The sequence below is a fragment of the Sphingorhabdus contaminans genome (assembly GCF_007280415.1).
GTDB classification, from domain to species: domain Bacteria; phylum Pseudomonadota; class Alphaproteobacteria; order Sphingomonadales; family Sphingomonadaceae; genus Sphingorhabdus_B; species Sphingorhabdus_B contaminans.
On record NZ_VKKU01000002.1, the window covers coordinates 192,200 to 218,069 of the forward strand.

Sequence of the window (25,870 nt, forward strand, 5' to 3'; positions counted from 1 at the left end):
TTGCGATCTATCAGACAGTAATGGCTGTACATTCACCGACCAGAAGTCGAATTGGTATAAAATTGAGAAAAATTCCGATGGCTCATTATTGTTTAGATTGTCTTTTACATAGAAGCGACATGTGGTGATATGACCGCTCTCGACAATGTTGCGGCCGTCTATTGCTCCAAATTTACAAGCTGACCGTCTGTTTTGATTGTGAAACGCCCCCAACCATATCCTGTTGCTCCCGTCGTGGTGTTGACTTCATAAATGATGCCTGGTCGGATAGGTTGTGCAGTGATCGTTGGCCATTCTGGCTGGGGCTGGCCAAGGAAGCTGCTTCCATATTTTATCGGAAACTTATTGGCACAATCGTCATCGTAACTAACGCTGGCACGCCATGCGCTTTCTCGCTCATCTTCAGCAATTACTTCGATCCTGCGTAAGCATGATGGTTTGCTGTTCGATCTAGGGTCTATCCCGAATGTAATTTGCCCATTTTCAAGCGTCGCAACAACGCCGTATTCATATGAACATCCGCTAAGGATGATGGTGGACCACAAAAGTAATAGTACTCGACGGACCATTGGCTAGCTCCACCAAATCGTAATCTGGCCGATTATGGACGGTACGAAGATCAACAACAACTATCCACGACATTCCGGTTATAACAGCTAGCCGCTTAGCAGATTGAACGCCGCCTTAAGTTCAGCACATTCGTACCCGCTGTTTGGGCTTGGAAAGGTACAGGGCCACCACAGCTTTGTGCCAGAGGATTAGCTGGAAGAAAGAAGAGAAAGAAGAAAGACGGGCCGGATGCGTGATGCCTTTCAACCTACTTTTTCCTTCTTTCTCTTTCTTCTTCTGACGAAAAATCGGCACGACCCATCCACCAGCGCGCGGCCGACTATAAAAGCATGGGTTAGGGACAGTCTTCGGGTGTCTTTGCGCCTTTGTGCGCGACTGTTCCTACACAGCGTTGCCCAACGCATTGACTCGGGGCATAGTGACGGGATGCCTGACACTTTGGATCTGGACCCCGAATGGGGGGCAATTGACCTCCTCGAGGATATTGAAGACACATTCGGCATCAAGATAAGCGATGATGAGGCAGAGAATTGCTGCACTGTTGGCGACGTTTATAACGTGATTTGCGCGCATTTGCCCCAATGGGATCTTCAGGATGGAAATTGCGGGTCTTCGATTATCTTTTACAGGATCAGAAGCGCCCTGCGTCCATTGGAAAAAAGGGAGATACGCCCAACCACAGCGCTGAGCGCAATGGGGCAATCACCGTCCAGAATGTTCCGAACCATCGAGACCGAAAGTGGACTGCGCCTACCCTCCCCGTCCATGACATGGCGGGGCAATATTGGTGTGGTGATACTGACGGCAGGCGTTATCTTCACCGTTATCGCTGTTTTTGCCGCGCTTTGGCTGACCGCAGTTGTTTTGGGCGTGATTGCAGCGATAGGGCTTGCCATTGTGAAAACGGATCCGTGCCGGTTTCCGAAAGGAGTCGAAACGATCGGCGAGCTTGTGAAACGGGCATTGCCCCTAAATGCAACCTTTCTGGTGGAAGCCGGCGGAAGACCGGCCGACCGCTGGTCCATTCTGACGGCGCTCGCAGGGGAGCATGGAAGTTTGCAACCTGCTGCTATTTCGCCGGATACATATCTTCACAGAAAAAGCCTGCAGGACGCATGTGCGGCTTGAAGTCGACGTTCGGTCGCCTATCTCCCCGTGCCTCGAAACTACCCGCACCCTCCTCCAACGGCACACCCCCCCGCATCACACCTCCTTCCTCCTAGCCCCCGCACGTAATTTAGTTTCAATTGTAACAAATAATGTTATGGCATGGGGCAATAGGAGAATCCCGTGACTGATAGCAAAACACCCCCCATCGCCACCCCCGCCTCGCGTCGCAAACCCAAGGCGGATATTGAAACCATTGGCGGCCGCAGGCTGAAGCCGTCGACGTTGATGATGGGGCATGGCTATGACCCCACCCTGTCCGAAGGGTCGCTGAAGCCGCCGATTTTCCTGACCTCCACCTTCGCTTTTGAAAGCGCGGCGGCGGGGAAGAAGTTTTTTGAACATATCACCGGCAAGCGTGAAGGCCCGGCCGATGGCCTTGTCTATTCGCGCTTCAACGGCCCCAATCAGGAGATTTTGGAGGACCGCCTCGCCGTCTGGGACGAGGCGGACGACAGTCTGGTTTTCTCCAGCGGCATGTCCGCCATTGCGACCATGTTGCTGGCGCTGGTCGGGCAGAATGACGTGATCGTGCATTCAGGCCCGCTCTATGCGGCGACCGAGACGCTGATCGCGCGCATCCTGTCGCGTTTTGGCGTGTCCTTCCTCGATTTTCCGGCAGGCGCAACGCGTGAGGAGATTGACGGCATGCTGGACCGGGCCAAGGCGCTGGCTGCCGAAAAGGGTGGCAAGGTGGCGCTGGTCTATCTGGAGAGCCCGGCCAACCCCACCAACGCGCTGGTCGATGTGGAGGCGGTGCGCGCTGCGCGTGATGCGGCCTTCCCGGGCGAGCAGAAACCCGCCATCGCCATCGACAACACCTTTTTGGGCCCGCTGTGGCAGCAGCCGATCAGGCAGGGCGCGGAGCTGGTTGTCTACAGCCTCACCAAATATGCAGGCGGGCATTCCGATCTGGTCGCAGGCGGTGTTTCGGGCAGCCGGGCGCTGATCAACATCATCCGCCCGATGCGCAATGTCATCGGCACGATCTGCGACCCCAATACCGCGTGGATGTTGCTGCGCAGTCTGGAAACGCTGGAGCTGCGCATGACGCGGGCGGGCGAAAATGCGGCGAAGGTCTGCGCCTTTTTAAAGGCGCATCCCAAGGTCGAGGGGCTGGGCTATCTCGGCATGATTGACGATCCGCGGCAGCAGGATATCTACAACCGCCATTGCAGCGGCGCAGGGTCGACATTCTCCCTGTTCATCCGCGGCGGCGAGGCGGAAAGCTTCCGCTTTCTCGACGCGCTGAAAATCGCGAAGCTGGCGGTCAGTTTAGGCGGGACCGAAACGCTCGCCAGCCATCCCGCCGCGATGACGCATCTGTCCGTCCCGCAGGAACGCAAGGACGCGCTGGGCATCACCGACAATCTGGTGCGGATTTCGATCGGGATTGAAGACCCCGATGACCTGATCGCCGATTTCGACCAGGCGTTGGCGCAGGTTTAGCGCCAGTCCAATATCGTCCACCCGTTCGCCTTCGCCATCTGGGTGAGCGGGGCGTGCGGGTTGGTGGCGAAGGGTTCGTCGGCAAAGCCGAGCAGCGGCGCGTCGGAGACATGGTCGGAATAGGCGCGGATGTGGCAGTCTTCGCGCCTGATGCCCTCTGCCTGCATCCATTGCTTGACGAGGTCGAGCTTCGCCGCGTCATAGCAATTATGTCCGTCGATCCGCGCGAGCACATGGCCGCTGCTGTTGGTGGCAAGGTTGGTGGCGATCACATCGTCGAAGCCGAGCCTTCGCGCAATCGCCTCGACATAAAGGCGGTAGGATGCGGTCGCCATGACATGGCGGTATCCCGCCGCCTTCTCCTCCGCCACCCGTTCGCGCAGTTGCGGGTAGACATTCTTGCCCACCACCAGATCGGCGTGGCTTTCCAGATAGCGCGCGAATTTTTCGGGCGGGACGCGGTGGCCGATCAGCAGCATCTGTGCAAATTGTTTCAACCGCCCCCGATCCCAGACCTTCAGCGCATAGAGCGCCAGACCGACAGGCAGCAGCGGCGAAAGGAACAATCGCCACGGCGACTTGTTCAATGCCATATGCAACAGGAAGCCATTATAGGTCGCGCGGCGGGTGACCGTTTTGTCCATGTCATAAATGGCAAGCAGGGTTTTGGCGGAAGTCGTCATGATGTCCCTTCAGGCACAATCCACGCATGAATGTCTACAGACTTGTTATAGTTCGGATTATGCGCCAGTTATACAGATATGGCTGACGCTGCCGACTTTATCCAAGAAACCCTGCCCGACGGCAGCGAAATCGTCCGTTTTTCGGGCAATCTGGCTATCGCATCGATTGGCGATCTGGATGCACGGCTGCACGCCCTTCCCGATTCTGTGGCGCAGATCGATCTCTCAGGCGTCACCCATATCGACACGGTGGGCGCCTGGCTCGTCTACCGCACCGCGCAAAAGCATGGTGCCAAGATCACCAATGCCGACAAGGACGCCGTCCGCCTGATCGAGGCGGTGAGCGGTGTGGACGATTCCGATCCTGTCGCACCGGCGCATGTGCCACCGCTCAGCCGTTTTCTGGGCGAGGTTGGCATGGGTGTCGTCGTCGCCTTTACGACGCTCCTCCATTTTCTGGGCTTTGTCGGACAGGTGGTCAAAGCCTCCGTCATATTGATGCTCAACCCCAGCCGTTTCCGCTGGCATTCGGTGGTGCAGCATTTCGACATGGTCGGCGTCCGCGCGCTCGGCATTATCGGGCTGATGAGCTTCCTGATCGGTATCGTCATTGCGCAGCAGGGTGCGGTGCAGTTGCGGCAGTTCGGGGCCGAGGTGTTCACGATCAACCTGATCGGCCGGCTCACCTTCCGCGAGCTTGGCATTTTGATGACCGCGATCATGGTCGCGGGGCGCTCGGGCTCTGCCTTTGCGGCGCAGATCGGGACGATGAAAATCACCGAAGAGATTGACGCGATGCGCACCATCGGCGTTGTCCCTGCCGAAGCGCTCGTCGTACCGCGCGTCATCGCGGCGGTGATCATGATGCCCCTGCTCGGCATTTATGCATCGTTGATGGCCATCATCGGCGGCGGCCTGCTGTGCTGGATCATCCTCGAAATCCCGCCCGATACCTTCATCATCCGCCTGCGCGAAGTGACGCCGATGACCGATTTCTGGATCGGGCTGATCAAGGCACCGGTCTTCGGCGCGATCATCGCCATGGCCGGCTGTTTCCAGGGGATGCAGGTCGAAGGGAACAGCGAACAGGTCGGCCTCAAGACCACCGCCGCGGTGGTGCAGGCGATCTTCCTCGTCATCGTCCTCGACGCTTTCTTCGCCGTCTTCTTCAGCGAAATCGGCTGGGACTGAGCGATGGCGGACGGCAACATCATTTCGGTCCGGGGGCTGTGCAACAGCTTTGGCGAGCAGATCATCCACCAGGACCTCGACCTCGATGTCCGGCAGGGGGAGATATTGGGCGTTGTCGGCGGATCAGGCACCGGCAAGTCCGTGCTGATGCGATCGATCATCGGGCTGCAGGAACCGACCGCAGGCGATATCCACGTCTTTGGCGAGGAAATGATCGGCAAGGAAGAGGATGAGGCCACCGACGTCCGGCGTCGCTGGGGCGTCCTGTTTCAGGGCGGTGCCCTGTTTTCCACGCTGACCGTGGCCGAAAATGTGCAGGTGCCCTTGCGCGAATTCTACCCCGATTTCAGCGCCGATTTGCTGGAGGAAATCGCCCGCTACAAAATCCATCTGAGCGGCCTGCCGCCCGAGGCGGCGCATAAATATCCGTCCGAACTGTCGGGCGGGATGCGCAAGCGCGCAGGGCTTGCCCGGGCGCTGGCGATGGATCCGGAATTGCTGTTTCTCGACGAACCGACAGCGGGCCTCGACCCCATTGGCGCGGCGAATTTCGACAATCTCACCCGGAACCTCAAGGAAACATTGGGGTTAACCGTGTTCCTGATTACCCACGATCTCGACACATTATATGCCATATGTGACCGGGTCGCGGTGCTTGCCGACCATAAGGTGATTGCCATCGGTCCGATCGAGGATCTGCTGGCGACCGATCATCCATGGATCAAGGAATATTTCAGCGGTCCGCGCGGGCGGGCCGCACGCAGAGGACATGCAAAGCGCGTCGACAAATAGGTCGTGGACAAGCGGTTGCCAGGGAGGCCATAAGACAGGGCGATGGAAACGAAATCCAATTATGTAGTGGTCGGTGCTATCACCCTCTTGTTGCTGGCGCTGCTCGCCGGTTTCACCGTCTGGCTTTCGCGTGCCGGTGAAGGCAGCAAGAAAGAATATGACATCTTCTTCCAGCAATCGGTCAACGGCCTTGCCAAGGGTTCGGGCGTGTCCTTCTCCGGCGTGCCCGTGGGCGAGATCAAGAGCATCGATTTATGGGAACCCGACCCCGATTTTGTCCGCGTCCGCATCACCATCAAGGACGAGGTGCCTATCCTGCTCGGCACGGTTGCCACGATTAACGGCGTCGGTTTCACGGGCGTGTCGGAAATCCAGCTCGATGGCGCGGTCAAGGGCGCACCGCCGCTCCAATGCCCCAAGGACAATCCCAAATCCGCCTGCCCCACGGGCGTTCCGGTCATTCCCACCAAGCCCGGTGCGCTGGGCGAATTGCTGAACAATGCGCCGCTGCTGCTCGAACGTCTGTCGACCCTGACCGAACGGCTGACCAACATCCTGTCGGACAAGAACCAGCAGTCCATCGAACAGATACTCGACAATGTCGAAAGCCTGTCGGGATCGCTGGCGACACAGGCCCCTGACCTGCGTGCCGCGGTGCAGGAATCGCGCCTAACCCTGCAAAAGGCGGGACTGGCAGCAGATGAGCTGGCCAAGGTCGCCGGTACGACCAACCAGTTGCTCGACAGCGATGGCAAGCCGATGATGGCGGAACTGCGCAAGACATTGCGCGCCGCCAATGGCAGCCTTGCCGCGCTGGAAACCACGCTGAACAACGCCAACCCCGCCATCGAAACGCTGAACACACAGACCCTGCCGGAGGTCACACAACTGGCCCGCGACCTGCGTGAACTGTCGGTGTCGCTGAAATCGGTGACCGAGCGGGTGGACCAGAATGGCCTTGGCGGCGTCGTCAGCGCGCCTGCGCTCCCCGATTACAAGCCCGATGGCCGGAAACGGAATTGAGATGACCATGACCAAGACTCTGCGAAACGCCCTCTGTGTCGCCACCGCCGCCCTCGCCCTGTCCGCCTGCGTCAGCTTCGGCGGCAAGGCCCCGCCTTCGATGCTGGTGCTGACATCCGACAGCAGCGTTGCCGGCGGAACGAGCAAAAGCGGTGCCTCGGGCGAGGCTTTGATCGTCCTCTTGCCGGAAACCCCGCGCAAGCTCGACACGAACCGCGTGCCGGTGCAGGTCGACGACAGCAACATCGCCTATATCAAGGACGCCGTCTGGGCCGACAAACCGTCGCGCCTGATGCAGATGCTGCTGATGGAAAATATCGCGGCGAAGAACAACCGTCTGGTGCTCAATGAAACCGACGCAGGCGGCAGGGCGCAATTATATCTGTCGGGCAGCCTTTTGGAATTCGGTCTTGATGAAGCCGCATCCGAAGCCGTGGTCGTTTACGACGCAGTCAAGATCAACCGCGGCCAGACGGTCGAAAAAAAGCGCTTTGAATCGCGCAAACCCGTCACCGCCATCGACGCCCGCGAAGCCGGCCGCGCCCTCAACGCCGCCGCCAATGACGTAGCGGGCCAGATCAGCGCCTGGGTTGGATAGGGTTACGGGTTCGCACAGGGTTTCGAAGGCAGGGGCAATAATGAGCCCTTTTCGGATTAACGGATCGCTTCGATCAGGATTGCCGTGCCATTTTCCGCATCAGCCGATTTGTCGCTGACCGAAGCAAATCCCGCCTCACGCAAGCCATCGGACACTGTGGCTATGAAATGACGCTCGTCACCATAATCCTTGCGCGCCGCCCATGCGTGCGTAATCGTTACGAGGTGGGCACCGGGGCGCAGGACTTTCGCCAATCGTGCAGCGGTCGGGCCAAATGGCCTGCATATCTGCACTGTATGGACAGCGATGGCGCCATCAAACCGGCCTTGGTCATCCGACAGATCGGCGACGGCACATTTCAGCAGTTGCAACCTGCCCGCGCGAATATCTGCCGCGTTTCGTCTTGATGCAGCATCATGCATCACTTGCGACGGATCGACGCCAACAACATGTTGGACGGGCAAGTTGAGCAGATGTTGTAATCCAACCCCGGGACCAAAACCGATCACCAAAATCTTGGAACCCGGCTGCGGGTCCAGTATCCGAACCGCCTCCTCTTCCGCAGCGGCATTCTGGCGCTCCATAACTTTGGCTGCGACCCAGCCAGAAAATCCGTCAAAAGTTGTCATACGCACTCCAATATTGACAACTAAGTTGACATAAACTCCGCTTGCGGAATGTCAACTTGATTGTCATTATTGCGCGGCTATGCCAAATGATCAAACCCAGTTCCTGTTGAACCTGACACGGGCTTACCACTTGCTTGGCGCACTTTCAGACCAGCTCCATTCGGGTCACGGGCTTTCAACGGCAACACGCTCAATCTTGACCTTGCTCGAATTTCGCGGGCCGCTGACCCTTTCCGAAATCGCCCGTGATCGCGCCGTTTCACGGCAATTCATTCAGAAACTGGCGGGATCACTCCTTAAGGACGGCTTTGTCACAACCATGCCGAACCCGGCCAGCAAAAGATCGCCCAAACTTCAGTTGACCGCCAGCGGCCGCCAGTGCGTCGCCGATATTTTTGCTCGTGAACAGGCTGTGAAAGACCGGCTGGCAAAGGCCATCAGCCACAGCGAATTGCAGCGGGTCAACGCCGTTCTGGCGAAGGTGAACGAAGTTCTTACAACGGGATGATTCCTGTTTTCGCATTGTGAATCGCCTTGTCCATTCACAAGCTTGTGCGCTTTTCGCGAAAAGACCGTTCCTTTTCTTTTGCACATCGGCGTGGCGGTGGAGGATAGGTCGTGCCGATTTTTTCGTCAGAAGAAAAAAGGGAAAGAAGGAAAAAAGTAGGTTGAAATACATCCCGCATCCGGCCCGTGTTTCCTCTTTCTCTTCTTTTTCTTCTTTCTTCCACTTAATCCTCTGGCACAAAGTTGATGACCCTGTGCGGGTGCGACCCGAACCAGCAGGTAGGCGTAAGATTAATGAATGGCTGCTTTGAGCTTAACGACCAGTTATCGGGAATGACCGGAATGTTGTGGATTCTGGAGATGCAAGTTTGGGTCGTGCCCCACGATACGCAAGTATTTAGTAATCAACTGTTCTTGTCGGTATTGCTGCTGACAGCAAAATTTCCCATATCCTAATAGTCGGATATTTAGGCCAAACCCACATAACCAGCATTAGATCACCTGCTCCGTGGTTCTGTCCCATTTACTTGCACTTTGATCACTGTTATATATCAGTAATACACACTTGTAACGGGACTCTGCATGTTCGCATCCCTTTTGTTGGCCATGGCAGCGCAGGCTGCTCCTACGGATCCCTTTGCCGCATTACGGGATGCCTATGCCCGACGGGATGCAGGGCTAGCTGCCGAAATTTACACCAATGAAGCTGAAGTTGAATATCGCTATGAAGGTGTGCCCAAGGAAGTTTATGTCGGAAGATCTGCTATTCAGTCTTCCTTCAATAGCTTGTTTGCAAGCGTCGATGCTGCGGACAGACTGGATCTGAATTTTCGATTCATCTCGAAAACTCCTAACGCAGCGGAAGGATATTATCGGCTGAGAGTGGGACGGAAGAATGCAAGCTACGGCAAATTTACGGTCCGTATATCAGCCGACGGCAAATTTGAGCGCGACCTGAGCACCAGCGCGACACGAGAAGATTTCGAGGAAACGCCCGGGCCTGTCGCACTCGCAGCCGATGCCGAAGACCTTGACCGCGAATATTATGCAGCGCTCACAGGCCGCTATCGGTTGCCGGATGGTTGTGCATTGGTTGTGACGCGGTCAGTCGTCAGGTTGTTTGTGCGAAACAGCTGCACCCAGGAATGGCGCGGTCTATCCAGAGTGAGTGGCAGGGAATGGACAGCAGGCAATTTTGCGGTCGATCCCGCTGTTACAAGCCATTACAGATTTGCAGAAATCGCGGACGGTTATAGCCCTTCCCTCACCTTCACGGACAAAGGGGGAAAGGTGCAGCAGGCCTTGCGGCAAGACAGCTACACTACGCAGAATGTTCGCTTTGTCAGTGAAGATGGAACGCTGATTGCTGGTACAGTTTATTTGCCCCTGGGCAAAAAAGGCAGACGGCCAGCGACAGTAATGGTGCATGGTTCGGGTCCGCAGGATCGTGACGGCTTTGCTTCCGTTATTGCCGTGATGGCCGATGCCATGGCGGCTGAAGGACGGATCGTTCTTGCATATGACAAGCGTGGCTCCGGCCTTTCCGGAGGCAATGGCGACCAAGCTAGTTTTGAAACGCTGGCGAGCGATGCGCGTAGCGCAATGCGGATGCTGGCCTTGCGTCCGGATGTGGAACCTTCTAAAATCGGTCTGGCGGGGAGCAGTCAGGCAGGTTGGGTTATCGCAAAGGCAATCGAAGCTGGGGCTGCGCCTGCCGATGTACTGCTTTTGGGAGCTGCAGGCTCCGCATTGTCCGTGCGCCAGCAGAATCTCTACAATACCGATATTCAGATGCGTTGCAGCAATATAGGTCCGGCGGATCGTCGCGTTGCACTAGACCAACAATCTGCATTTTTTGATTTTCTGGCGGACCCCAAACAAGCCGCACGTCTCGACAAGATTACGAATGATGCCTCAGCACGCAAACCAATTGCCGATTGGCTATTTCCAAAAAGCAGCTCCGTAGACCGGTCTGACGGATCGTGGTTCAATGTTCTGGCTATCGACTTTGATCCTTTACCTGTGTGGAAGAGCTATCGCGGGAAGACGCTGTTCCTGTTCGGGGAGTATGATGATGCGACGCCTACGCCCGTAGCTATCAAAAGGCTCCGTGGCAGCAAAATAGTCACGCGCACGCTCGCCTCGGCCCAGCATCTGGGGTTAGTCGCGCAATCGACATGTGCGGCCGGTTTGTCTGAAGTATCCCGGTTTGCGCCTTCATTTTTCCGCTCGCTCTCCGACTATGCCCGTTATTAGAGAGCGACGCCAAATTGATGGGCGGCAACATCTGCGGATCGGATTTGTCAAAGTTCGCGTTTTATGTCTGAAGTGCCTCATTGAAGCCGTTCAATATTGTGTCGCCCGAGAATTTAAGCCGCTTGTAACCTATCGGTGTCATTCCGGTGAACCGATTAAACTCACGGGTGAAATGGGCGTGATCGGCATAGAGAGCACTCGCTTCCCCGATCGAACCTGTAAGATATAAGGTTGTCCATGCCTGTTCTATTCGGAACAGGCCAAGCAACTCTTTTGGGGCTAGGCCGATTTCGTCACGCAGAATGTTGCGGAATTGACGCTGACCCAGATCCAGCTTTCTAGCAAAATGATCGACGGCGCCAAAGGGCAATGCCCGCATCTTGCTATGTAGAGCGGAGAGCGCTCGTGCTCTGCCACCTGTATCTACGTGCCGCAAACGGTTCCATGCCCAATGTTCAAAAATCTGTAAGCGAGCAGGAAAGTCACCTGCTTTCAGCAGTTCATCGACAAGTTTGTTACTGTCCGGAAGCACTTCTTCCAAATTTGCGTCCGCATTTATAAGCGCCGCAAAAGGACAGCCAAGCAGGGCACGCGCACCCAGCGGGGTCAATTGGACAAGAAACCAATCCGTATATGTCCCTACCCGATGTTGGTAGCAGCTCGTTTTAGGTCCGAATACGGTCGCCGTGCGCAGCGGACGCAAAGCCTTGCCTACAGATGTGTTGACGCAGTGATCTCCAAAATTGAAGAAAATCTCGTAGTTCATGTTCGGAAATATGCGATAGGTGGCGGCAGTGCCATAAGCTGTCCTGCCCATTGCATCGGCTATCCAGGGCCGCAGCGCAGTCTGAGGAGCGCATTGCTGATTTCGTCTCACGATTGCCGATTTATTCAAGACGGAGTGCTTTCGCTTACACTATGATGCCTCATTGTGCCACGTCGTGGAAGAAGACAAAATGATTTTCAGCCTGATCCTTGCTGCAGCATCCTTACCGAACGAAACACTTATCCCTTTTGAAACCCTTGCCCGAGGCCCCGCAATTTCAGCCGTGGCCATTTCGCCCAACGGACAGCGCGTCGCGACCATCGAAATGAAAGATGGGCGCGCTTCCATCTTTGAGGGTAACATCGACGGCGACAGACGTTTGATTTACCGTGATCGCGAGAGATCGATCGACAATGTGCGGTGGTCCGCAGACGGCAAATGGCTTTACTTTCTGCAGGATAGTGGTGGGGATGAGGGCTATCACCTGTTCCGGCTTGATCCGGCATATCCGGACGAAGCGAAGGATCTGACCCCATTTGCCGGCATAACTGCCGAACTGGTGGCGACCCCGCCAGGATATGCAGGTCCCCTACTTGTCGCAATGAACAGGCGCGATCCGCAATATCCGGACGTCTATGCTGTAGATTTGGGTAGCGGCCAGGTTACGGAGATATTCCGGAATGAAGGTAACTACACTGAATTTTTCGCGGATCGTCAGGGTGCCATCCGGGCTGCCGGGCGTATAATGGCTGATGGAACATTGGAACTTTGGGGCCGTGAAAACACATCCGACACGTTGCGTTTGCTCTATTCGGCTCCAACACAGGAGCGGTTCAAAGCGCTGGCTATTCATAATGATGGTCGATCAGTTATCGTCAAATCCAACCGCCAGGCGCAGTTTGAGCGGGCGTTATTAGTTTCCTTTTCGGATGGCCAAGTGCGCCCCATGCCTGATGGCGCATGCGGAAATTACGACCTCGACTCCATTATCCAGGATCAGAATGGACCGATGGCTGCACTTTGCACATATATCGCAAGCGACATCGTACCCCTGAATCGTGCTTTTGCAAAAGATGTGCGATCCGCACGCAGATTTCTGCACACAGACAGCATCAGTTTTGAATCCCGATCCAGCAACGGCGAGGCGACCATGTTGTATAGCGATGCAAGCGATCGCCCCGGTCGCTTCATTCTGGTCCGCAACGGAAAGACATCTGTTTTTGCCGAGACCAGGCCAGAGCTTTCCGCCTACCGGTTTGCACAATCCAAAGCCTTCCGCATGCGCGCGCGCGACGGGTTGCCCCTTCTGGGCTATGTCACACGCCCACTTGGTAAAAACAAAGCCGGACCGACAATAGTCGCAGTTCATGGCGGTCCGTGGACCCGTGACGCGGCAGCTTTTGAACGCGAAACGCAGTTCTACGTCAATCGCGGCTACACGGTGATCCAGGTTAACTTTCGCGGATCAACAGGATTGGGGAAGCATGTGTTCGAAGGAGGAATCGGCGAATTTGGCGCTAAAATGTCCGACGATGTGGATGACGCAGTTCTCTATGCTGTCCGCAAAGGTTGGACAGATGCCAGCCATGTCTGCATTCTTGGTGGCTCATATGGGGGATTTGCTGCCCTTACGGCCATTTCACGGGCAGGAAGTGTCCGTTATCGCTGTGCGGTGGCATATGCAGGCCCTTCGGATCTTGAAACGTTGATGCGTGCTTTCCCCCCCAGTTGGAAACCTTTTCTTCCCCGTTCCTGGTATCGCTTTGTCGGGAATCCGGACGTTCCGAAAGATTCGGAAAGGATGGGCGAACGCTCGCCGCTAACACATGTTGACAACATGCAGGTGCCCCTACTCATATTTCAGGGCGCGAATGACCCGCGGGTTCGTCAGGATCAATCGGACAGGATCGTGTGCTCATTGCGTAATCGCACAATCGATGTCGACTATCTGCTTGCCGGGAATGAAGGTCACAGCTTCGCAAATGAAGAGACTTCGCTTGCCTTGACGAGAGCAACCGAAGAGTTTTTCGGCCGACATCTTGGTGGACAAGTCGGAACTCAGACAACAGCCGCCGCGCAGGACGCGCTCGCCGCATTCCGGGAGGCTGGAATGAAAGTCCAGTGCCTATAATTATTTCAGAGATCACCAACGGCTATGCGCCTATCGCATCCTGCATTTCATTAACGGTACACTGCGCATTAGTTGTTTACTGTCGCGAGACAATTTTCGGGGTACAACTACGCCAGATGTTGCGGGCTGTTGGTACTCCCATCCGTCCTCATTAATGTCGTAAGTCGGGAAAATTCGACGGCATCATGTGCACAAAATATTTTCACTTTTGACAGTTCATCAAGCGAGAGACTGCGCAATTTAGCCTGATTGGCAAGTCGTGATGATCGATCAACCTCCATCATCCTTTGATAGCCTCGCATCCCGGGCGGACATGTTCTGCGTCTGCGGCAGATCTCGTCCCGGAAGAAATAGGCGTCGCCGGCGTGAAGTAACCACCCGTTACCGGTATCTATTGCGACGCCTGCATGGCCCCACGTATGGCCCTGAAGAGGGATCAACAATATCTCAGGCGGCAAGCCTTCCAGCCCCCGGACAGCATCGAAGCCGTGCCAGCGTTCGCCGCCCCCCATCGGGTAAAAGTGCCACTTCTGCACTTCGTCCCATTGCTCAGGCAGATACCGGCGCTTGCCCACGACTAACCCACCAGCGCCGATGTCCGCAGCCTCCTTTTCGCGGAGTGTCAGATGAACCTTCGCATTGGGAAAATCCTCCAATCCGCCAGCGTGATCAAAATCGAGATGAGTTACAATGATGTGCCGCACATCTTGCGGATCGAAGCCAAGGGCTCGGACCTGTGCAATGGCTGTTTCTTCATCTCGGAACTGAATTCCGTTAAGAAGACGGAACATAGTTGAAATACGGTGCGGATTCTGGACGTCCCTTGTGCCAAAACCGGTATCCACCAATACCAAGCCATTGGACGTTTCTATAAGCAGGCAGTGACAGACAATATGGGCACGAGATAGGTTGTTACTTGTTCCGTCAAATAATCGCCCGCCAAGAGGACAGCAGGTACCACAGTTGAGATGATGTACCCGCATAATGCGCTTAAGCGGACTTGCTTTTCGCAGCCCGCCGTCGCCAGTAGCGATCATGGGCTGCGAAAGCGAAGGTCTGAACAAATGGTTCGATCAAGCCGATCGCAATCGCCTGGCGCCAGTCTAACGTAAGCGCATAGGCAACAGCAATGGCAACCAGAAGGTGCATGACGGCATAGCTTCCCGTCTTCATACTTAACAAGTCGGCGCTAAAGCTATGCATACAGTCTGCCATTACAAACCCGTCAATCCACAGGAGTCGTTCGGCCGGCACCAGGACCGGCTCCCAGATCGGCTCCTGTCACGGGATCAATTTCCGGATCAGACTGGGTACGCGCAGAGGATAACGCCACAATGTCTGCATCATCGTCGTCTAACAGAACGCTTGCTGTACCTGGCCCGCCGTCCAAAGCCGGGGTCGGACCATCGTCCCTGTCCCATTGCTCCCCACTATTCCACGGGCCTTCAGCGTCACCTTCGCCTTGCGATGCGTTGACATACAGGCTGGCATATTCCTCCATTCCGGGAAGCTTGCCCGGAGGAAAATTGTTCTCGATGGAATAAAGAGCCTTTTCGAAAGACTTCTGGTGCGCGATTTCTCGCGTCATAAGGAAATTAAGCGCATCCTTTATACCCGGGTCATCTGTAATATTGATGAGTCGTTCATATACGATTTTGGCGCGTGACTCGGCTGCAATATTTGATCGTAAATCAACGGTAGGCTCGGAGCGGCTATCCACATAAGCCGCAGTCCATGGAACACCTGCAGAGTCTACTAGAGCCGGACCCCCGCCAAACAATAACGACTCCTTCGCGCTTGTGCTGCTTTGACCTACCATCGCATAAAGTTCGGCCTCGTCGGCCTGAGCTTCTGAAAGCTGTGCTTTTGCGCCCTTATTGAGCATGGCGACAATTGATCCGATCACTTCCAAATGACTTAGCTCTTCGGTCGCAATATCCAGCAGCATGTCTTTCCTGCCTGCATCCTCTTCACCCAGGCCTTGGGTGAAATAACGCATGGCCGCCGCCAACTCGCCATCTGCGCCTCCAAACTGCTCGAGCAACATGCAGGCAAGTCGGGGGTTAGCCTCTGAAACCCGTACAGTATATTGCAGACGCTTATTGTGCATGAACATTGTTGATCTCCTTCTCCATAAGGACACAACAGTGGCCATGTGGGAAAGGTCCCCCCGCTTCATCGCATTTCCGGTTTTTGCGATAGCCCGAGGCTTCTGAAAATCAGATTGGGATCCGGTTCGGGAAACTTATCCGAAAAAGGAGAATGCCGAGCACAGAAGCAACGGCGGCAATTGAAGGCAAAGCGGTGTTCAGGCTATTATGCGCCTATATCTACTCGCCCGATCCGGGCTCCGCCATTTTACGATGCCTTTCAGCCAAAATGCCGACCGGAACCACACCTGACGCTGCTACCTGAAGCTTGTTTTTCCAACCGGAAATAATACGATCTTCACCCTTCATCATAGCGTGCCAACCGTCACGAGCGACTTTGGCGGGGTCGTCCTTATCTTCGTCCTGGCCCACCATTGTATCCAGCATATCCGCCCGTGCGAAAAATTCAGTGTCGGTCGCACCGGGCATCAGCGTAGTAACAGTAACACCGTCAACATCCTTCAATTCGTTACGCAATGCGTCGGTAAAGTTATCGATAAACGCCTTACTCGCATTGTAGACCGCATTGAAGCTTCCCGGAATGTAACCTGCGATAGAGCCGGTCACGAGAACTTTGCCACTGCGACGGGCGACCATTTGCTTCAAAACCTCCTGCAGCATATATACTGTACCTGTGATATTGGTACCGATCGCATGTGCCCAATAATCGAACTCCTGCTCAAGAAAAACACCGCCCGTACCTGTACCCGCATTGGCGCACAGCACGTCAATTTGACGACCATTTAATTGGTTCAGCACCAGATCTACACCAGCTTTTGACGACAGATCTGCTTCAACCGGGAACACATCGACGCCATGCTGTCTAAAATCGGCAGCGGCGGCGTTGATGAGCTTTTCGTCTGCTGCCACGAGCAGATCATAGCCTTCTTCCGCAGCGATTGACGCCAGCTCAAAGCCAATCCCGGTCGAGGCGCCTGTTACCAGTGCGAGCTTTTTCATGTTCGTCTCTCCGTCCAATTTACACCATGCCCGGCTTGAGTATGATTTTCGTCGCCTGATCCTGCTCGTCGTGAAACAGCTTGTACCCTTCCGGAGCTTTTTCCAGCGGCATACGGTGGCTGATGAGGAAGGTGGTATCGATTTTTCCTTCCATAATTGCCGCGAGTAATGGTGCCAGATAACGCTGCACGTGCGTCTGGCCAGTTTTGAGTGTCAGGCCCTTTTCCATGAAGGCGCCCAGCGGAAACTTGTCCACAAATCCGCCATACACAGCTGGCATTGAGACCCGTCCGCCCTTGCGGCAGGCAATGATGGCCTGCCGAATGGCATGCGTGCGATCAGTTCCAAGAAATGTTGAAACTTTGATCTGGTCGATAACATTGTCGGCAAAGAAGCCATGAGCCTCGAGGCCCACGGCATCGATCACAGCATCCGGCCCAATGCCGCCCGTCATTTCCAGCAACGCCTCTGACGTTTTTGTCTCTTCAAAGTTGATCGTTTCGGCACCAAAACCTGCGGCCAGTTCGAGTCTTTTAGGAAAATGATCAATCGCAATTACCCGTTCCGCGCCGAGAATGAATGCGGACTGGATTGCGAACAAGCCTACCGGTCCACATCCCCATACCGCGACAGTATCGCCAGGTTCGATGTCGCAATTCTCTGCGGCCATCCATCCAGTGGGCAAAATGTCGGAAAGGAAAAGCACCTTCTCATCTTCAATGCCATCAGGTATTATAATCGGACCGACGTCTGAAAAAGGCACCCGCACATATTCGGCTTGCCCACCTGAATAACCACCTGTCATATGGCTATAGCCGAATAGTCCAGACATAGGCTGGCCGTAGAGCTTTTCAGCTATATCCTGATTATCCGCCGGATTGCCATTGTCGCACGCTGAAAACTGCTTCTTGCCGCAGTGAAAACAGTTTCCGCACGCGATTGTGAACGGCACTACGACACGCTGGCCTTTTTGCAATGTACTGCCCGGCCCAACTTCGACGACTTCACCCATGAACTCGTGGCCAAGCACATCGCCAGCCTTCATCGTTGGAATATAGCCATCATATAAATGCAGATCGGAACCGCAGATCGCAGTTGATGTAACCTTGATAATAGCATCCCGTGGATTGACGATGCCGGGATCGTCCACGGTATCAACCCGGACGTCGTGCTTTCCATGCCAAGCGAGTGCGCGCATATTATTTTCCTTCTTCGGCAAGCTGGGCTGGGTTGCGGACATTGGTCGCAATTTCACCGGTTTCCATGAGCTGTTTGAGGCGGCGCAAGTCGCGCCGCAGTTGAACTTCGGGTTCACGCTGCATGATCTTGGCCACTATGCGTCCAACAAAACCTGCTGGAGGATCATAAGCCATAACTGCTGTGACCACTGTGCCGCGCTGTCCTTGTGCCGGTACGAATGTGACACGCCCCTCATTGAAGACATCTGCGTCTTCATCGCTCTTCCACGCGATAAGCGCACCATCAACGTCCTCGGTAACCCGGCTGGTCCATTCGATCTGGGTGCCGCCAGGTCCTTTGGCCGTCCATCTGGAAACATCGTCAAGGACGTCAACCGCGATGATGTTATCCATGACGTGCGGCAGGTTTGTAAAATCCCGCCAGAAATTATAAACATCCTGTGGCGGGCGATTTATTGTGATCGCGCGTGAAAAGTGCGTCAGCCCATCGTCACTGCTTGAGCCTTTCGCCGTCGTAGGCGGCGCGTCATCAGCACGTTCATCGTCAAGCATATCAGGCATCGCGAACAATCCTTTAGAGTAGTGATTACAGCAAACGGGACCGGAGCAGCGATGTTCCGACCAAACATCGGGAAGTGGCAAAACAGGCTGACAACCATTCTTTGAACACAAGATGTTGATCGATGGACTGCTTTTGCTTCGGTTCGAACCCGATGGGCTCTCCGGACGTAGCTAACTTCGCTGCATTAGAACTTTTGCTAAACCGAGCTTCAATTTTGCTGTCTTTGCCCTGCGATCAGCGCACTCACCGGAGCCAAGGACCGTCTACCAATAGGGTTTGGCACCATAAGCTCCATAATATGTATAGAAATCGTCTCTGCTTTCGGTATCGTCCCAGCCACTTAATTCCGATACATCCAGTTTTGGAGCGAGGGCTAACAACTCTTCGGTTATGGGCACGATATAGCCATCATCGCGCTCGCTGTACGTCAAGACAGACCATGGAAGAGGATGAAACTTTTCGCCCAATCCCAAGAATCCGCCAAAGCTTAAAATGGCATAAGCGACCTTGCCAGTGCGCTTATCGATTGCGATGTCTTCAATTCTGCCAATTTTTTCGTGTGCCTGATTGTAAACAGCCGAGCCATTAACACGCTTTGCCGGAATAAGTTGATGCTCCACCGAAATGGTAGGCATTTCTTCTTCAAGATGATTCATGACATTTTCCTTCCACCTTGTATGCAAATGCATGGGAAGCGCACGGTGCTGGAACAAGGAGCCTCTTCAGCCGTTCCGGCTTTTGCATCAAGTATTGACTCAACGAGGGCGCGGCAAATTGGTTCCGCGAAAACAGGCAATGATTGGAATTGGTAAGCCAGATTTCGAGGCTGACTGCTGAAAAGATCACGAAGGAGCTGCACTATCGGTCAGGCGAGAAACCAGGGATCTTTTCATCGAGTGATCGAGACAGGCTATTCATTAAAACGCCAACGTTCTTTGACTATCTTGCAGTCACTTCTGGTGCGTGCCTGTTTGGCTTTCGCACTCATGGCAATCGCATTAGCGGGGCATTGGTTTGACCGGGATGGACTCCGAGACAATGTTGATGGGACCATATCATTTATCGATGTTCTATATTTCACAGCGGTCACAATTACGACTGTGGGTTATGGCGACATAGTACCGGTGACGTCGCAGGCTCGTTTATTCGACACGTTCATCGTTACTCCGATCCGGCTTTTTGTTTGGCTGATATTCCTCGGAACAGCCTACACATTCGTATTTCAAAAGACATGGGAGCGAATAAAGACACATATGATCGCAAACACACTTCAACATCATTATGTCGTATGTGGGTACGGCGCGGGCGGTGAATCGGCTGTGACGGAGTTGATACGACAAGGCGTCAACCCCGATATGATTGTTGTGATCGACAGCGATGCTGAACGGATAAATAATGCAATCAAACTAGGCGTCACCACCCTGATCGGCGATGCCACCCACAACGCAACTCTCGGTGTGGCCTGCATTGAACGTGCAAGCGCACTGCTGGTCTCACTTGGTCGGGACGACACCGCGGCACTGGTTGTATTGAGCGCCAGACAATTGAACAGTACCATCCCCATAAGTGCCAGCGTGCGCGCCGCAGAGAATGAAGCATTGCTCAGTCAAGCCGGCGCAACATCGATTATCAATCCCATAAGCTTAGGCGGTCATCTCCTTGCCAGGTCCTCCACCCATAGGGGGACCGTTGACTATATTCGCGATCTCGCTGCAGCAGATGGTACGGTAGCATTGCATGAACGAGAGGTTGGCGACCAGGAAGTTGGGAAAGCACTGCATTCGCTCCGCCCTGGGCTTGGCGTTAGAATATTGCGAAATGGCGAGCCAATTGGCTTTTGGGAAGACGGCGCTCAATCGATAGAAGCAGGAGACTCAATCATTGAGATTGTACCGCTTCCAAACCCGAACGCGACCGGCTCGGAAAAATGATTGAACCTTCGTCGCACGCAATTGCAGCGATCCTGTTAACCGTGACCATGTTCTACGGATTCATCTCCGGGAAGGTCCGGGTTGAGATCATATCTCTGCTGACCATCAGTGCGATAGCTCTTGGCCTCTACACATTTCCTCTACCCGGACAGGCACCCACAGATGGACTGAAACTTGCGTTTGAAGGATTTGGGCATCATGCACTCATTACAATTTGCGCGCTGATGATATTGGGCCGGGGCCTAGTGACAACGGGGGCCTTGGAACCTGCAGCACGACTGTTGATCCAGATATGGAAATTCAATCGGCAAGCGGGTCTCTTTGTCACGCTGGTGCTGGCGATGGGCATGAGTATGGTCGTCAATGACACACCAGTACTTGTCCTTTTGTTGCCCGTCATGTCAGCTATTGCTGCCAGTGGCGGCATGCCCGCTTCAAAAACACTCATTCCAGTCAACAGTGCCGTGTTGATCGGTGGAATGGCGACGACAATCGGGACGTCGACAAATCTGCTCGTAGTGTCACTTGCAAGCGACATGGGTATGGCCCCGATCAGCGTGTTTCACTTTACACCCATTGTTCTGATGGCGGCAGCGATCGCATTACCGTTCATATGGCTGATCATGCCACGCCTGCTACCTGATAATTCGGTAGAAGCGGGACACGCGCCGCGGCGATTCATTGCCACGCTGCGTTTAGGAGGTTGGTCGGCCGAACGTCATCTCACCATCGAGAAGCTACGACAAATACTGCCCGGGGATGTTGAAATCCGTTCTTCCATTCGTGACAACCGGGTTTCGGTGGAAGCTACCCATGATGATCTTGAAGAAGCGATGCGCGCACTGGGCGCAACAGCCGCGCCAACCTGGCTGATGGATCGACTTAAAAGCGGCTATAGCAAAACGGGAGAGGACCTGACCGTCGTCGAACTCGCGATCACACGTGACTCAGGCTTGGTCGGCAAAGTCGTTACAGATGCCAATCTTGCCGAACGCTATAATGTCGCGCTGCTTGGCGTACATGGCGCGAGGCATAGTTGGCATGCACAGCGTTATCCAACCCAGCTCGATCCATTCACTATCAAATTCGGCGAAGGCGACATAATCCTGGCTACAGGTGCTATGCCCGACCTCCAGAATCTCGCACGGACTGAAAATCTCTTAATCCTTGAGGGCGCCAAAGAATTGCCCCGCACCACCAAAGCCCCCCTCGCAACAGCGATCATGGCAAGTGCGGTGATTCCTGCAAGTTTGGGAATTGTGCCCATTGCGATCTCTGCGCTTGCAGGCGCGATTCTGATGTTTGTGACCGGTTGTGTGCGCTTCGACAGAATCGGACGTGCCCTCTCTGCAAATGTCGTTGTACTGGTTGCGGCAAGCATCGCCATTGGCCGGATCGTACTCGATAGCGGCGCTGCTGAATGGCTCAGCAGTCTGTTGGCGTTAGGCCTGCAGATCCTGCCTCCAGCAGGAGTATTGGCCGCTGTTATGTTGTTTGTAACGGTCCTCACCAATTTTGCTTCGAACACCACAGCAGCAGCGGTTGGCACACCTGTAGCTTTCAGCCTTGCGCAAAAACTGGGAATTCCAGTCGAACCATTGGTTCTTGCGGTCCTGTTTGGATGTAATCTCTGCTATGCGACCCCCGTTGCTTATCAGACAAATATGCTGATTATGTCGGCTGGCGACTATAAATTTGGTGACTACACAAAAACAGGGCTTCCACTGGTAGCGCTCATGATCATCACTCTTTCTGGTCTTCTGGTTTATCAATATGGTCTCTATTGACAGGTGATCCTGAGGATTTGAGGACAGTTGCTTCAATCACCAACGGACGGGTTACACATATCGCCTGGCAATCATTTTTCTCGTTTCGGCAATTGCCTTGGCCGGATTTAACCCCTTAGGGCAAGCGTTGGCGCAATTGAAGATTGTGTGGCAGCGGTACAGACGGAAAGGATCTTCCAGTTCGTCCAGACGTTCCCCGGTCATTTCGTCGCGACTGTCTGCAAGCCAACGGTAAGCCCACAGCAACACCGCAGGCCCCAAGAACCTGTCGCTGTTCCACCAATATGACGGGCAGCTAGTCGAACAACAGGCGCAAAGAATACATTCATAAAGGCCGTCCAGCTTCGCTCTGTCTTCGGGACTTTGCAAACGTTCCTTGCCGGATGGTTCGGGTGATACCGTCTGTAACCAAGGCTGGATCGACGCATATTGCGCAAAGAAATGCGTAAAATCCGTAACGAGGTCTTTTATCACGTCCATGTGCGGCAAGGGAGTAATGGTTATTTGATTTCTACAGTCCTCAATCGCCGTAGTGCAGGCGAGCGCGTTTTTGCCATCAATGGTCATCGAACAGGAACCACAGATTCCTTCACGGCAGGAGCGCCGGAAAGTCAGTGAGGAATCCTGTTCACTTTTAATTTTGAACAGTGCGTCGAGCACCATGGGACCACATTTATCCGTATCTACCAGGAACGTGTCAAACCGCGGGTTGTCACCAAAGTCCGGGTTATAGCGGTATATTTTGAACGCTTTTAATGTGTGGCCTTCGGGGTTCGGAAAGATGCGACCTTTTCGAATTTTACTGTTCTTGGAAAGAATAAAATAGGCCATATAGTTATTCCGTTAATGCACGCCTCAACCCTGCGCTCCCACGAACGCATATCATCGACTCGATTGCATTGAGTCCCCGAGGTTCAGTAAATCGAGATTTTCGAACATTTAACGTGCCATCCCGACAAGTTATGCCAAGTCGACGGCGGGGCATGCGGAATTGAACCCAAGGTCAATTGGGCCACTTCGAAGAGCGGCCCAGTTGAAGTCCACCTATTGTCTGGGGGGGGTCGGCTCGCCCGGCTTGTCGTTACCACCATTGTTACCGTCGGTAGTACCCGTACCGTTTTCACGTCCTAACCGATCGGTTGTAGTATCACTCGAATTACCAGTATTAGGAGCATTGGTTGAACCGTTAGTTTGGCCACTTGTGCCCGTGCCCTGCTGTGCCGCACCCGCAGCGCCTGTGTCTGGCTGCGCCATGCCGGCAGCCCCATCTGGATCTGTCGTGGCATCAACGGATGTCGTTCCATTGGTCATCTCAGTATCATCCGACGTTGAACTGTCTGGGGCTTCGGAAGAACAGGCGGCTAGAATCATCATTGGCGCAGCTACAAAAAACATTTCTTTTTTCATGGCATTTACTCCTTTCACGGAGTATTATGAACCATAATGTACATCTATTGTTCCGAAAAACAAAAGTTGTACTTGATAAATATAAAAATTTTTTTTTAAAAATGAGCATCTAGAGAGATGTTTGCAAATTTTGATTACTTATTATGACAGAATAATTTCTGACTTTTAGATATTTATATTTATGATTCCACAAATTTTCTCTATAATATGGCGCTGCTAACGTTTTTGTTTTTTCAGAGAAAACTCTTCATCAGCTTGTATTCGAGGCTGATATCAATTCTAACGGTTCGCCCGCGCTGCCCTTCTTTGAAAGGATTTTTGCGCTTTTGCCAGCGACGAGCGATTGGACCATTTATCGACAATCTCTACCTCGCTCATCGGTCGACCATAGCGATATCCTTGAACCTCTTCGCATCCCAAGCGTACCAAGGCCGCTTCCTGACGTGCTGTTTCCACGCCTTCCGCGATAACTGCCAACCCCAGACTATCGGCCATGCCAATAACGGCACGTACGATCGCTTCATCTCCTGTTTCGCGGTCGATTTTTGCGACAAAGCTGCGATCAATTTTCAGTCGTGTGAGTGGAAATTTTTTAAGTAAGCTCAACGAAGCAAAGCCGGTTCCGAAATCGTCGAACGCAATGCCCATGCCCAACGCACGGAGCTTCTTCAATTCGTTCACTAAACCGTGATTATGGCGCAATACGGTGTTTTCTGTAATTTCTATTTCAAGGTCGGAAGCTTGCACCCCATGGCGTTGAAGGGCGGAAGTTATCACTGGGTAGAGCCGTCCAGTGCGGAGCTGGGAGGGGAACAAATTTACCCCGACCCGGACAGCATCCAAACCGGAACGTTTCCATCTTGCAGCTACTGCACAAACCTGATCGATGATCCAATCCCCCACTTCCTCTGCAATCATGCTTTCATCAAGAACATCCAGAAATATCTGGGGTGTGAGAATACCGTGGACGGGATGGTTCCACCTTAAAAGCGCTTCAACCCCTGCCAGTTCAAAGTCGCGCGCGGAAAATTGCGGCTGGAACCAGATTTCAAATTCGTTATTTGCCAAAGCTTGCCGCAGCTCGTTACTGAGCCTGCGCTTTTGTTCGGACATATTGTGCATTGCTCGGGTAAAAAATGCGCGCACTCCGCCGCCGCGATTTTTTGCGCTGTATAATGCGAGATCAGCATTGGAGAGTAATTGCTCGACATCCTGCGCGTCATGAGGCGCCATTGCGATACCAATGCTGGTGCCTATAAAAATCGACTGGCCAACCAGTTCAAACGGCGGATGCAGGCGTTCGAAAATTCTCGAGACGACATCGTCGATTTCGATTGGGTTTGCGCAGCCATTTAGCAGCACCGCGAATTCGTCACCGCCCAGTCGTGCAACAAATCCGGATCCCGCTACCGCCTTGGTGAGCCTCTCAGCAACCGCCGCCAGCAGCTCGTCACCCCGGGAATGGCCCAGGCTGTCGTTGACATCTTTGAAGCCGTCCAAATCGAGGAGCAACAGCGAACAAGGTCCGAGGGCGAGCTCTTCGGTTATTTTGCTTTGCATAGAATGCCGGTTTGGAAGCGATGTGAGCGGGTCACAATGAGCAAGATATTCTAACCGTTGCTGCGCGATATGCCGGTCCGAAACGTCTTTTAAAAGCGCGCCGAACATCGGCTCGCCGTCTTCGAACCACATCGAGAGGGACAAATCCACGGAGATCTCGTGCCCATCAGCATGAAGCGCTTGAACATCGATCGACTTGCCGCCCAGTTGCGTTTGACCAGATTTTGCCGCTCGTGCCAAACCGGCTGCATGAGCTTCTCTTCTGTCAAAAGGAATGATGATCGAGAGCGGCTTGCCGATGGCGTAGGTGGCGCTAAATCCGAAAAGACGTTCGGCGCCGACATTCCAGGACACAATGATGTTATCTGCATTTGCACAAACAACTGCGGTCGCGGAATTTGCCAGCAGTTTTGCGTAGCGATCCTGAGACTCAGATTTTTCTACCATCAAATCCCCGTTCTTACGGTGGTGAATTTAGTAAATGATCTGGTCTCAGCCCTTATAGCGCTTCAAATGTTAAAATTTGGCAACTCTCCCGTCGCTTTTAACAAT

At 54.0% G+C, this 25,870-nt stretch carries 25 protein-coding genes; 11 read left to right on the forward strand and 14 right to left on the reverse strand.

The window, feature by feature from the left end; all coding sequences use genetic code 11:
• Positions 1-158 precede the first annotated feature (158 nt).
• Positions 159-569, reverse strand: coding sequence for a hypothetical protein (locus tag FOM92_RS09070; RefSeq protein ID WP_143776564.1), 411 nt, complete (start codon positions 567-569; stop codon positions 159-161).
• A 427-nt stretch (positions 570-996) separates the two neighbouring features.
• Here FOM92_RS09070 and FOM92_RS09075 point away from each other — a divergent pair, with 427 nt between their 5' ends.
• Entirely contained in the window at positions 997-1,698 is a 702-nt protein-coding gene (locus FOM92_RS09075) for an acyl carrier protein (RefSeq protein WP_143776565.1), read from the forward strand.
• A 186-nt stretch (positions 1,699-1,884) separates the two neighbouring features.
• Complete coding sequence (locus FOM92_RS09080; RefSeq protein ID WP_246087346.1) at positions 1,885-3,186, forward strand: cystathionine gamma-synthase family protein; 1,302 nt, start codon at positions 1,885-1,887, stop codon at positions 3,184-3,186.
• On the opposite strand, the gene FOM92_RS09085 is transcribed toward FOM92_RS09080, so the two are convergent.
• Positions 3,183-3,869, reverse strand: a complete 687-nt coding sequence (locus FOM92_RS09085; RefSeq protein ID WP_246087242.1) for an HAD family hydrolase — start codon at positions 3,867-3,869, stop codon at positions 3,183-3,185. The genes FOM92_RS09080 and FOM92_RS09085 overlap by 4 nt on opposite strands.
• Positions 3,870-3,947: 78 nt before the next feature.
• Here FOM92_RS09085 and FOM92_RS09090 point away from each other — a divergent pair, with 78 nt between their 5' ends.
• The 4 genes from FOM92_RS09090 to FOM92_RS09105 are packed head-to-tail and all read left to right on the forward strand — an operon-like array spanning position 3,948 to position 7,473.
• Positions 3,948-5,060, forward strand: a complete 1,113-nt coding sequence (locus FOM92_RS09090; RefSeq protein ID WP_143776567.1) for an ABC transporter permease — start codon at positions 3,948-3,950, stop codon at positions 5,058-5,060.
• A gap of 3 nt (positions 5,061-5,063) precedes the next feature.
• The gene (locus FOM92_RS09095) at positions 5,064-5,852 is read left to right on the forward strand and encodes an ABC transporter ATP-binding protein (RefSeq protein WP_143776568.1); all 789 of its coding nucleotides are present in this window, start codon (positions 5,064-5,066) and stop codon (positions 5,850-5,852) included.
• Positions 5,853-5,894: 42 nt separating this feature from the next.
• Complete coding sequence (locus FOM92_RS09100; protein WP_143776569.1) at positions 5,895-6,875, forward strand: MlaD family protein; 981 nt, start codon at positions 5,895-5,897, stop codon at positions 6,873-6,875.
• A 7-nt stretch (positions 6,876-6,882) separates the two neighbouring features.
• Complete coding sequence (locus FOM92_RS09105) at positions 6,883-7,473, forward strand: ABC-type transport auxiliary lipoprotein family protein (protein ID WP_143776570.1); 591 nt, start codon at positions 6,883-6,885, stop codon at positions 7,471-7,473.
• A gap of 56 nt (positions 7,474-7,529) precedes the next feature.
• On the opposite strand, the gene FOM92_RS09110 is transcribed toward FOM92_RS09105, so the two are convergent.
• Positions 7,530-8,102 carry a class I SAM-dependent methyltransferase gene (locus FOM92_RS09110; protein WP_143776571.1) on the reverse strand — a complete coding sequence of 191 codons (573 nt, stop codon included), beginning with the start codon at positions 8,100-8,102 and terminating at the stop codon, positions 7,530-7,532.
• 79 nt (positions 8,103-8,181) lie between these two features.
• On the opposite strand from FOM92_RS09110, the gene FOM92_RS09115 reads away from it, so the two are divergent.
• Entirely contained in the window at positions 8,182-8,610 is a 429-nt protein-coding gene (locus FOM92_RS09115; RefSeq protein ID WP_143776572.1) for a MarR family winged helix-turn-helix transcriptional regulator, read from the forward strand.
• A 581-nt stretch (positions 8,611-9,191) separates the two neighbouring features.
• Positions 9,192-10,865 carry an alpha/beta hydrolase gene (locus FOM92_RS09120; protein ID WP_143776573.1) on the forward strand — a complete coding sequence of 558 codons (1,674 nt, stop codon included), beginning with the start codon at positions 9,192-9,194 and terminating at the stop codon, positions 10,863-10,865.
• 61 nt (positions 10,866-10,926) lie between these two features.
• On the opposite strand, the gene FOM92_RS09125 is transcribed toward FOM92_RS09120, so the two are convergent.
• Positions 10,927-11,742 carry a helix-turn-helix domain-containing protein gene (locus FOM92_RS09125; protein ID WP_342778195.1) on the reverse strand — a complete coding sequence of 272 codons (816 nt, stop codon included), beginning with the start codon at positions 11,740-11,742 and terminating at the stop codon, positions 10,927-10,929.
• Between the two features lie 79 nt (positions 11,743-11,821).
• Between FOM92_RS09125 and FOM92_RS09130 the strand changes: the two genes are divergently transcribed.
• Positions 11,822-13,762, forward strand: a complete 1,941-nt coding sequence (locus tag FOM92_RS09130; protein ID WP_143776575.1) for an alpha/beta hydrolase family protein — start codon at positions 11,822-11,824, stop codon at positions 13,760-13,762.
• Between the two features lie 107 nt (positions 13,763-13,869).
• Here the strand turns inward: FOM92_RS09130 and FOM92_RS09135 are convergent, their stop codons facing one another.
• From FOM92_RS09135 to FOM92_RS09165, 7 genes are all read right to left on the reverse strand, one after another.
• Positions 13,870-14,799, reverse strand: coding sequence for an MBL fold metallo-hydrolase (locus tag FOM92_RS09135; protein ID WP_342778177.1), 930 nt, complete (start codon positions 14,797-14,799; stop codon positions 13,870-13,872).
• Positions 14,753-14,965 (reverse strand): DUF2061 domain-containing protein, encoded by a 213-nt coding sequence (locus FOM92_RS09140; protein ID WP_246087243.1) that lies wholly within the window; start codon positions 14,963-14,965, stop codon positions 14,753-14,755. Before FOM92_RS09140 ends, FOM92_RS09135 begins: the two co-directional genes overlap by 47 nt.
• Positions 14,966-14,987: 22 nt before the next feature.
• Positions 14,988-15,917, reverse strand: a complete 930-nt coding sequence (locus FOM92_RS09145; protein WP_246087244.1) for a manganese catalase family protein — start codon at positions 15,915-15,917, stop codon at positions 14,988-14,990.
• A 175-nt stretch (positions 15,918-16,092) separates the two neighbouring features.
• Positions 16,093-16,872 (reverse strand): SDR family NAD(P)-dependent oxidoreductase, encoded by a 780-nt coding sequence (locus FOM92_RS09150; RefSeq protein ID WP_143776577.1) that lies wholly within the window; start codon positions 16,870-16,872, stop codon positions 16,093-16,095.
• A 19-nt stretch (positions 16,873-16,891) separates the two neighbouring features.
• Entirely contained in the window at positions 16,892-18,070 is a 1,179-nt protein-coding gene (locus FOM92_RS09155) for a zinc-dependent alcohol dehydrogenase (protein WP_143776578.1), read from the reverse strand.
• Position 18,071: 1 nt separating this feature from the next.
• Positions 18,072-18,632: an SRPBCC family protein gene (locus FOM92_RS09160; protein ID WP_143776579.1), complete on the reverse strand. Its 561-nt coding sequence runs from the start codon at positions 18,630-18,632 to the stop codon at positions 18,072-18,074.
• 264 nt (positions 18,633-18,896) lie between these two features.
• Positions 18,897-19,289 carry a PRC-barrel domain-containing protein gene (locus FOM92_RS09165; protein ID WP_211347384.1) on the reverse strand — a complete coding sequence of 131 codons (393 nt, stop codon included), beginning with the start codon at positions 19,287-19,289 and terminating at the stop codon, positions 18,897-18,899.
• Between the two features lie 240 nt (positions 19,290-19,529).
• On the opposite strand from FOM92_RS09165, the gene FOM92_RS09170 reads away from it, so the two are divergent.
• Positions 19,530-20,564, forward strand: a complete 1,035-nt coding sequence (locus FOM92_RS09170) for a potassium channel family protein (protein ID WP_246087245.1) — start codon at positions 19,530-19,532, stop codon at positions 20,562-20,564.
• Positions 20,561-22,351, forward strand: a complete 1,791-nt coding sequence (locus FOM92_RS09175) for an SLC13 family permease (RefSeq protein ID WP_143776580.1) — start codon at positions 20,561-20,563, stop codon at positions 22,349-22,351. The genes FOM92_RS09170 and FOM92_RS09175 overlap by 4 nt, the downstream gene beginning before the upstream one ends.
• A gap of 51 nt (positions 22,352-22,402) precedes the next feature.
• Here the strand turns inward: FOM92_RS09175 and FOM92_RS09180 are convergent, their stop codons facing one another.
• The 3 genes from FOM92_RS09180 to FOM92_RS09190 form a co-directional block, all read right to left on the reverse strand.
• The gene (locus FOM92_RS09180) at positions 22,403-23,182 is read right to left on the reverse strand and encodes a succinate dehydrogenase iron-sulfur subunit (protein ID WP_143776581.1); all 780 of its coding nucleotides are present in this window, start codon (positions 23,180-23,182) and stop codon (positions 22,403-22,405) included.
• A 213-nt stretch (positions 23,183-23,395) separates the two neighbouring features.
• A complete protein-coding gene (locus tag FOM92_RS09185) occupies positions 23,396-23,758 on the reverse strand; it encodes a hypothetical protein (protein WP_143776582.1) in 363 nt (120 codons plus the stop codon).
• A gap of 279 nt (positions 23,759-24,037) precedes the next feature.
• Positions 24,038-25,765: a putative bifunctional diguanylate cyclase/phosphodiesterase gene (locus FOM92_RS09190; protein WP_143776583.1), complete on the reverse strand. Its 1,728-nt coding sequence runs from the start codon at positions 25,763-25,765 to the stop codon at positions 24,038-24,040.
• Positions 25,766-25,870: the final 105 nt, after the last annotated feature.

Bases quoted from the DNA above. Each gene is read 5' to 3' on its own strand.
- FOM92_RS09070 (WP_143776564.1), bottom strand. From the start codon at position 569: ATGGTCCGTCGAGTACTATTACTTTTGTGGTCCACCATCATCCTTAGC.
- FOM92_RS09075 (WP_143776565.1), top strand. From the start codon at position 997: ATGCCTGACACTTTGGATCTGGACCCCGAATGGGGGGCAATTGACCTC.
- FOM92_RS09085 (WP_246087242.1), bottom strand. From the start codon at position 3,869: ATGACGACTTCCGCCAAAACCCTGCTTGCCATTTATGACATGGACAAA.
- FOM92_RS09090 (WP_143776567.1), top strand. From the start codon at position 3,948: ATGGCTGACGCTGCCGACTTTATCCAAGAAACCCTGCCCGACGGCAGC.
- FOM92_RS09095 (WP_143776568.1), top strand. From the start codon at position 5,064: ATGGCGGACGGCAACATCATTTCGGTCCGGGGGCTGTGCAACAGCTTT.
- FOM92_RS09100 (WP_143776569.1), top strand. From the start codon at position 5,895: ATGGAAACGAAATCCAATTATGTAGTGGTCGGTGCTATCACCCTCTTG.
- FOM92_RS09105 (WP_143776570.1), top strand. From the start codon at position 6,883: ATGACCAAGACTCTGCGAAACGCCCTCTGTGTCGCCACCGCCGCCCTC.
- FOM92_RS09110 (WP_143776571.1), bottom strand. From the start codon at position 8,102: ATGACAACTTTTGACGGATTTTCTGGCTGGGTCGCAGCCAAAGTTATG.
- FOM92_RS09115 (WP_143776572.1), top strand. From the start codon at position 8,182: ATGCCAAATGATCAAACCCAGTTCCTGTTGAACCTGACACGGGCTTAC.
- FOM92_RS09120 (WP_143776573.1), top strand. From the start codon at position 9,192: ATGTTCGCATCCCTTTTGTTGGCCATGGCAGCGCAGGCTGCTCCTACG.
- FOM92_RS09130 (WP_143776575.1), top strand. From the start codon at position 11,822: ATGATTTTCAGCCTGATCCTTGCTGCAGCATCCTTACCGAACGAAACA.
- FOM92_RS09135 (WP_342778177.1), bottom strand. From the start codon at position 14,799: ATGATCGCTACTGGCGACGGCGGGCTGCGAAAAGCAAGTCCGCTTAAG.
- FOM92_RS09140 (WP_246087243.1), bottom strand. From the start codon at position 14,965: ATGCATAGCTTTAGCGCCGACTTGTTAAGTATGAAGACGGGAAGCTAT.
- FOM92_RS09145 (WP_246087244.1), bottom strand. From the start codon at position 15,917: ATGGCCACTGTTGTGTCCTTATGGAGAAGGAGATCAACAATGTTCATG.
- FOM92_RS09150 (WP_143776577.1), bottom strand. From the start codon at position 16,872: ATGAAAAAGCTCGCACTGGTAACAGGCGCCTCGACCGGGATTGGCTTT.
- FOM92_RS09155 (WP_143776578.1), bottom strand. From the start codon at position 18,070: ATGCGCGCACTCGCTTGGCATGGAAAGCACGACGTCCGGGTTGATACC.
- FOM92_RS09160 (WP_143776579.1), bottom strand. From the start codon at position 18,632: ATGCCTGATATGCTTGACGATGAACGTGCTGATGACGCGCCGCCTACG.
- FOM92_RS09165 (WP_211347384.1), bottom strand. From the start codon at position 19,289: ATGAATCATCTTGAAGAAGAAATGCCTACCATTTCGGTGGAGCATCAA.
- FOM92_RS09175 (WP_143776580.1), top strand. From the start codon at position 20,561: ATGATTGAACCTTCGTCGCACGCAATTGCAGCGATCCTGTTAACCGTG.
- FOM92_RS09180 (WP_143776581.1), bottom strand. From the start codon at position 23,182: ATGGCCTATTTTATTCTTTCCAAGAACAGTAAAATTCGAAAAGGTCGC.
- FOM92_RS09185 (WP_143776582.1), bottom strand. From the start codon at position 23,758: ATGAAAAAAGAAATGTTTTTTGTAGCTGCGCCAATGATGATTCTAGCC.
- FOM92_RS09190 (WP_143776583.1), bottom strand. From the start codon at position 25,765: ATGGTAGAAAAATCTGAGTCTCAGGATCGCTACGCAAAACTGCTGGCA.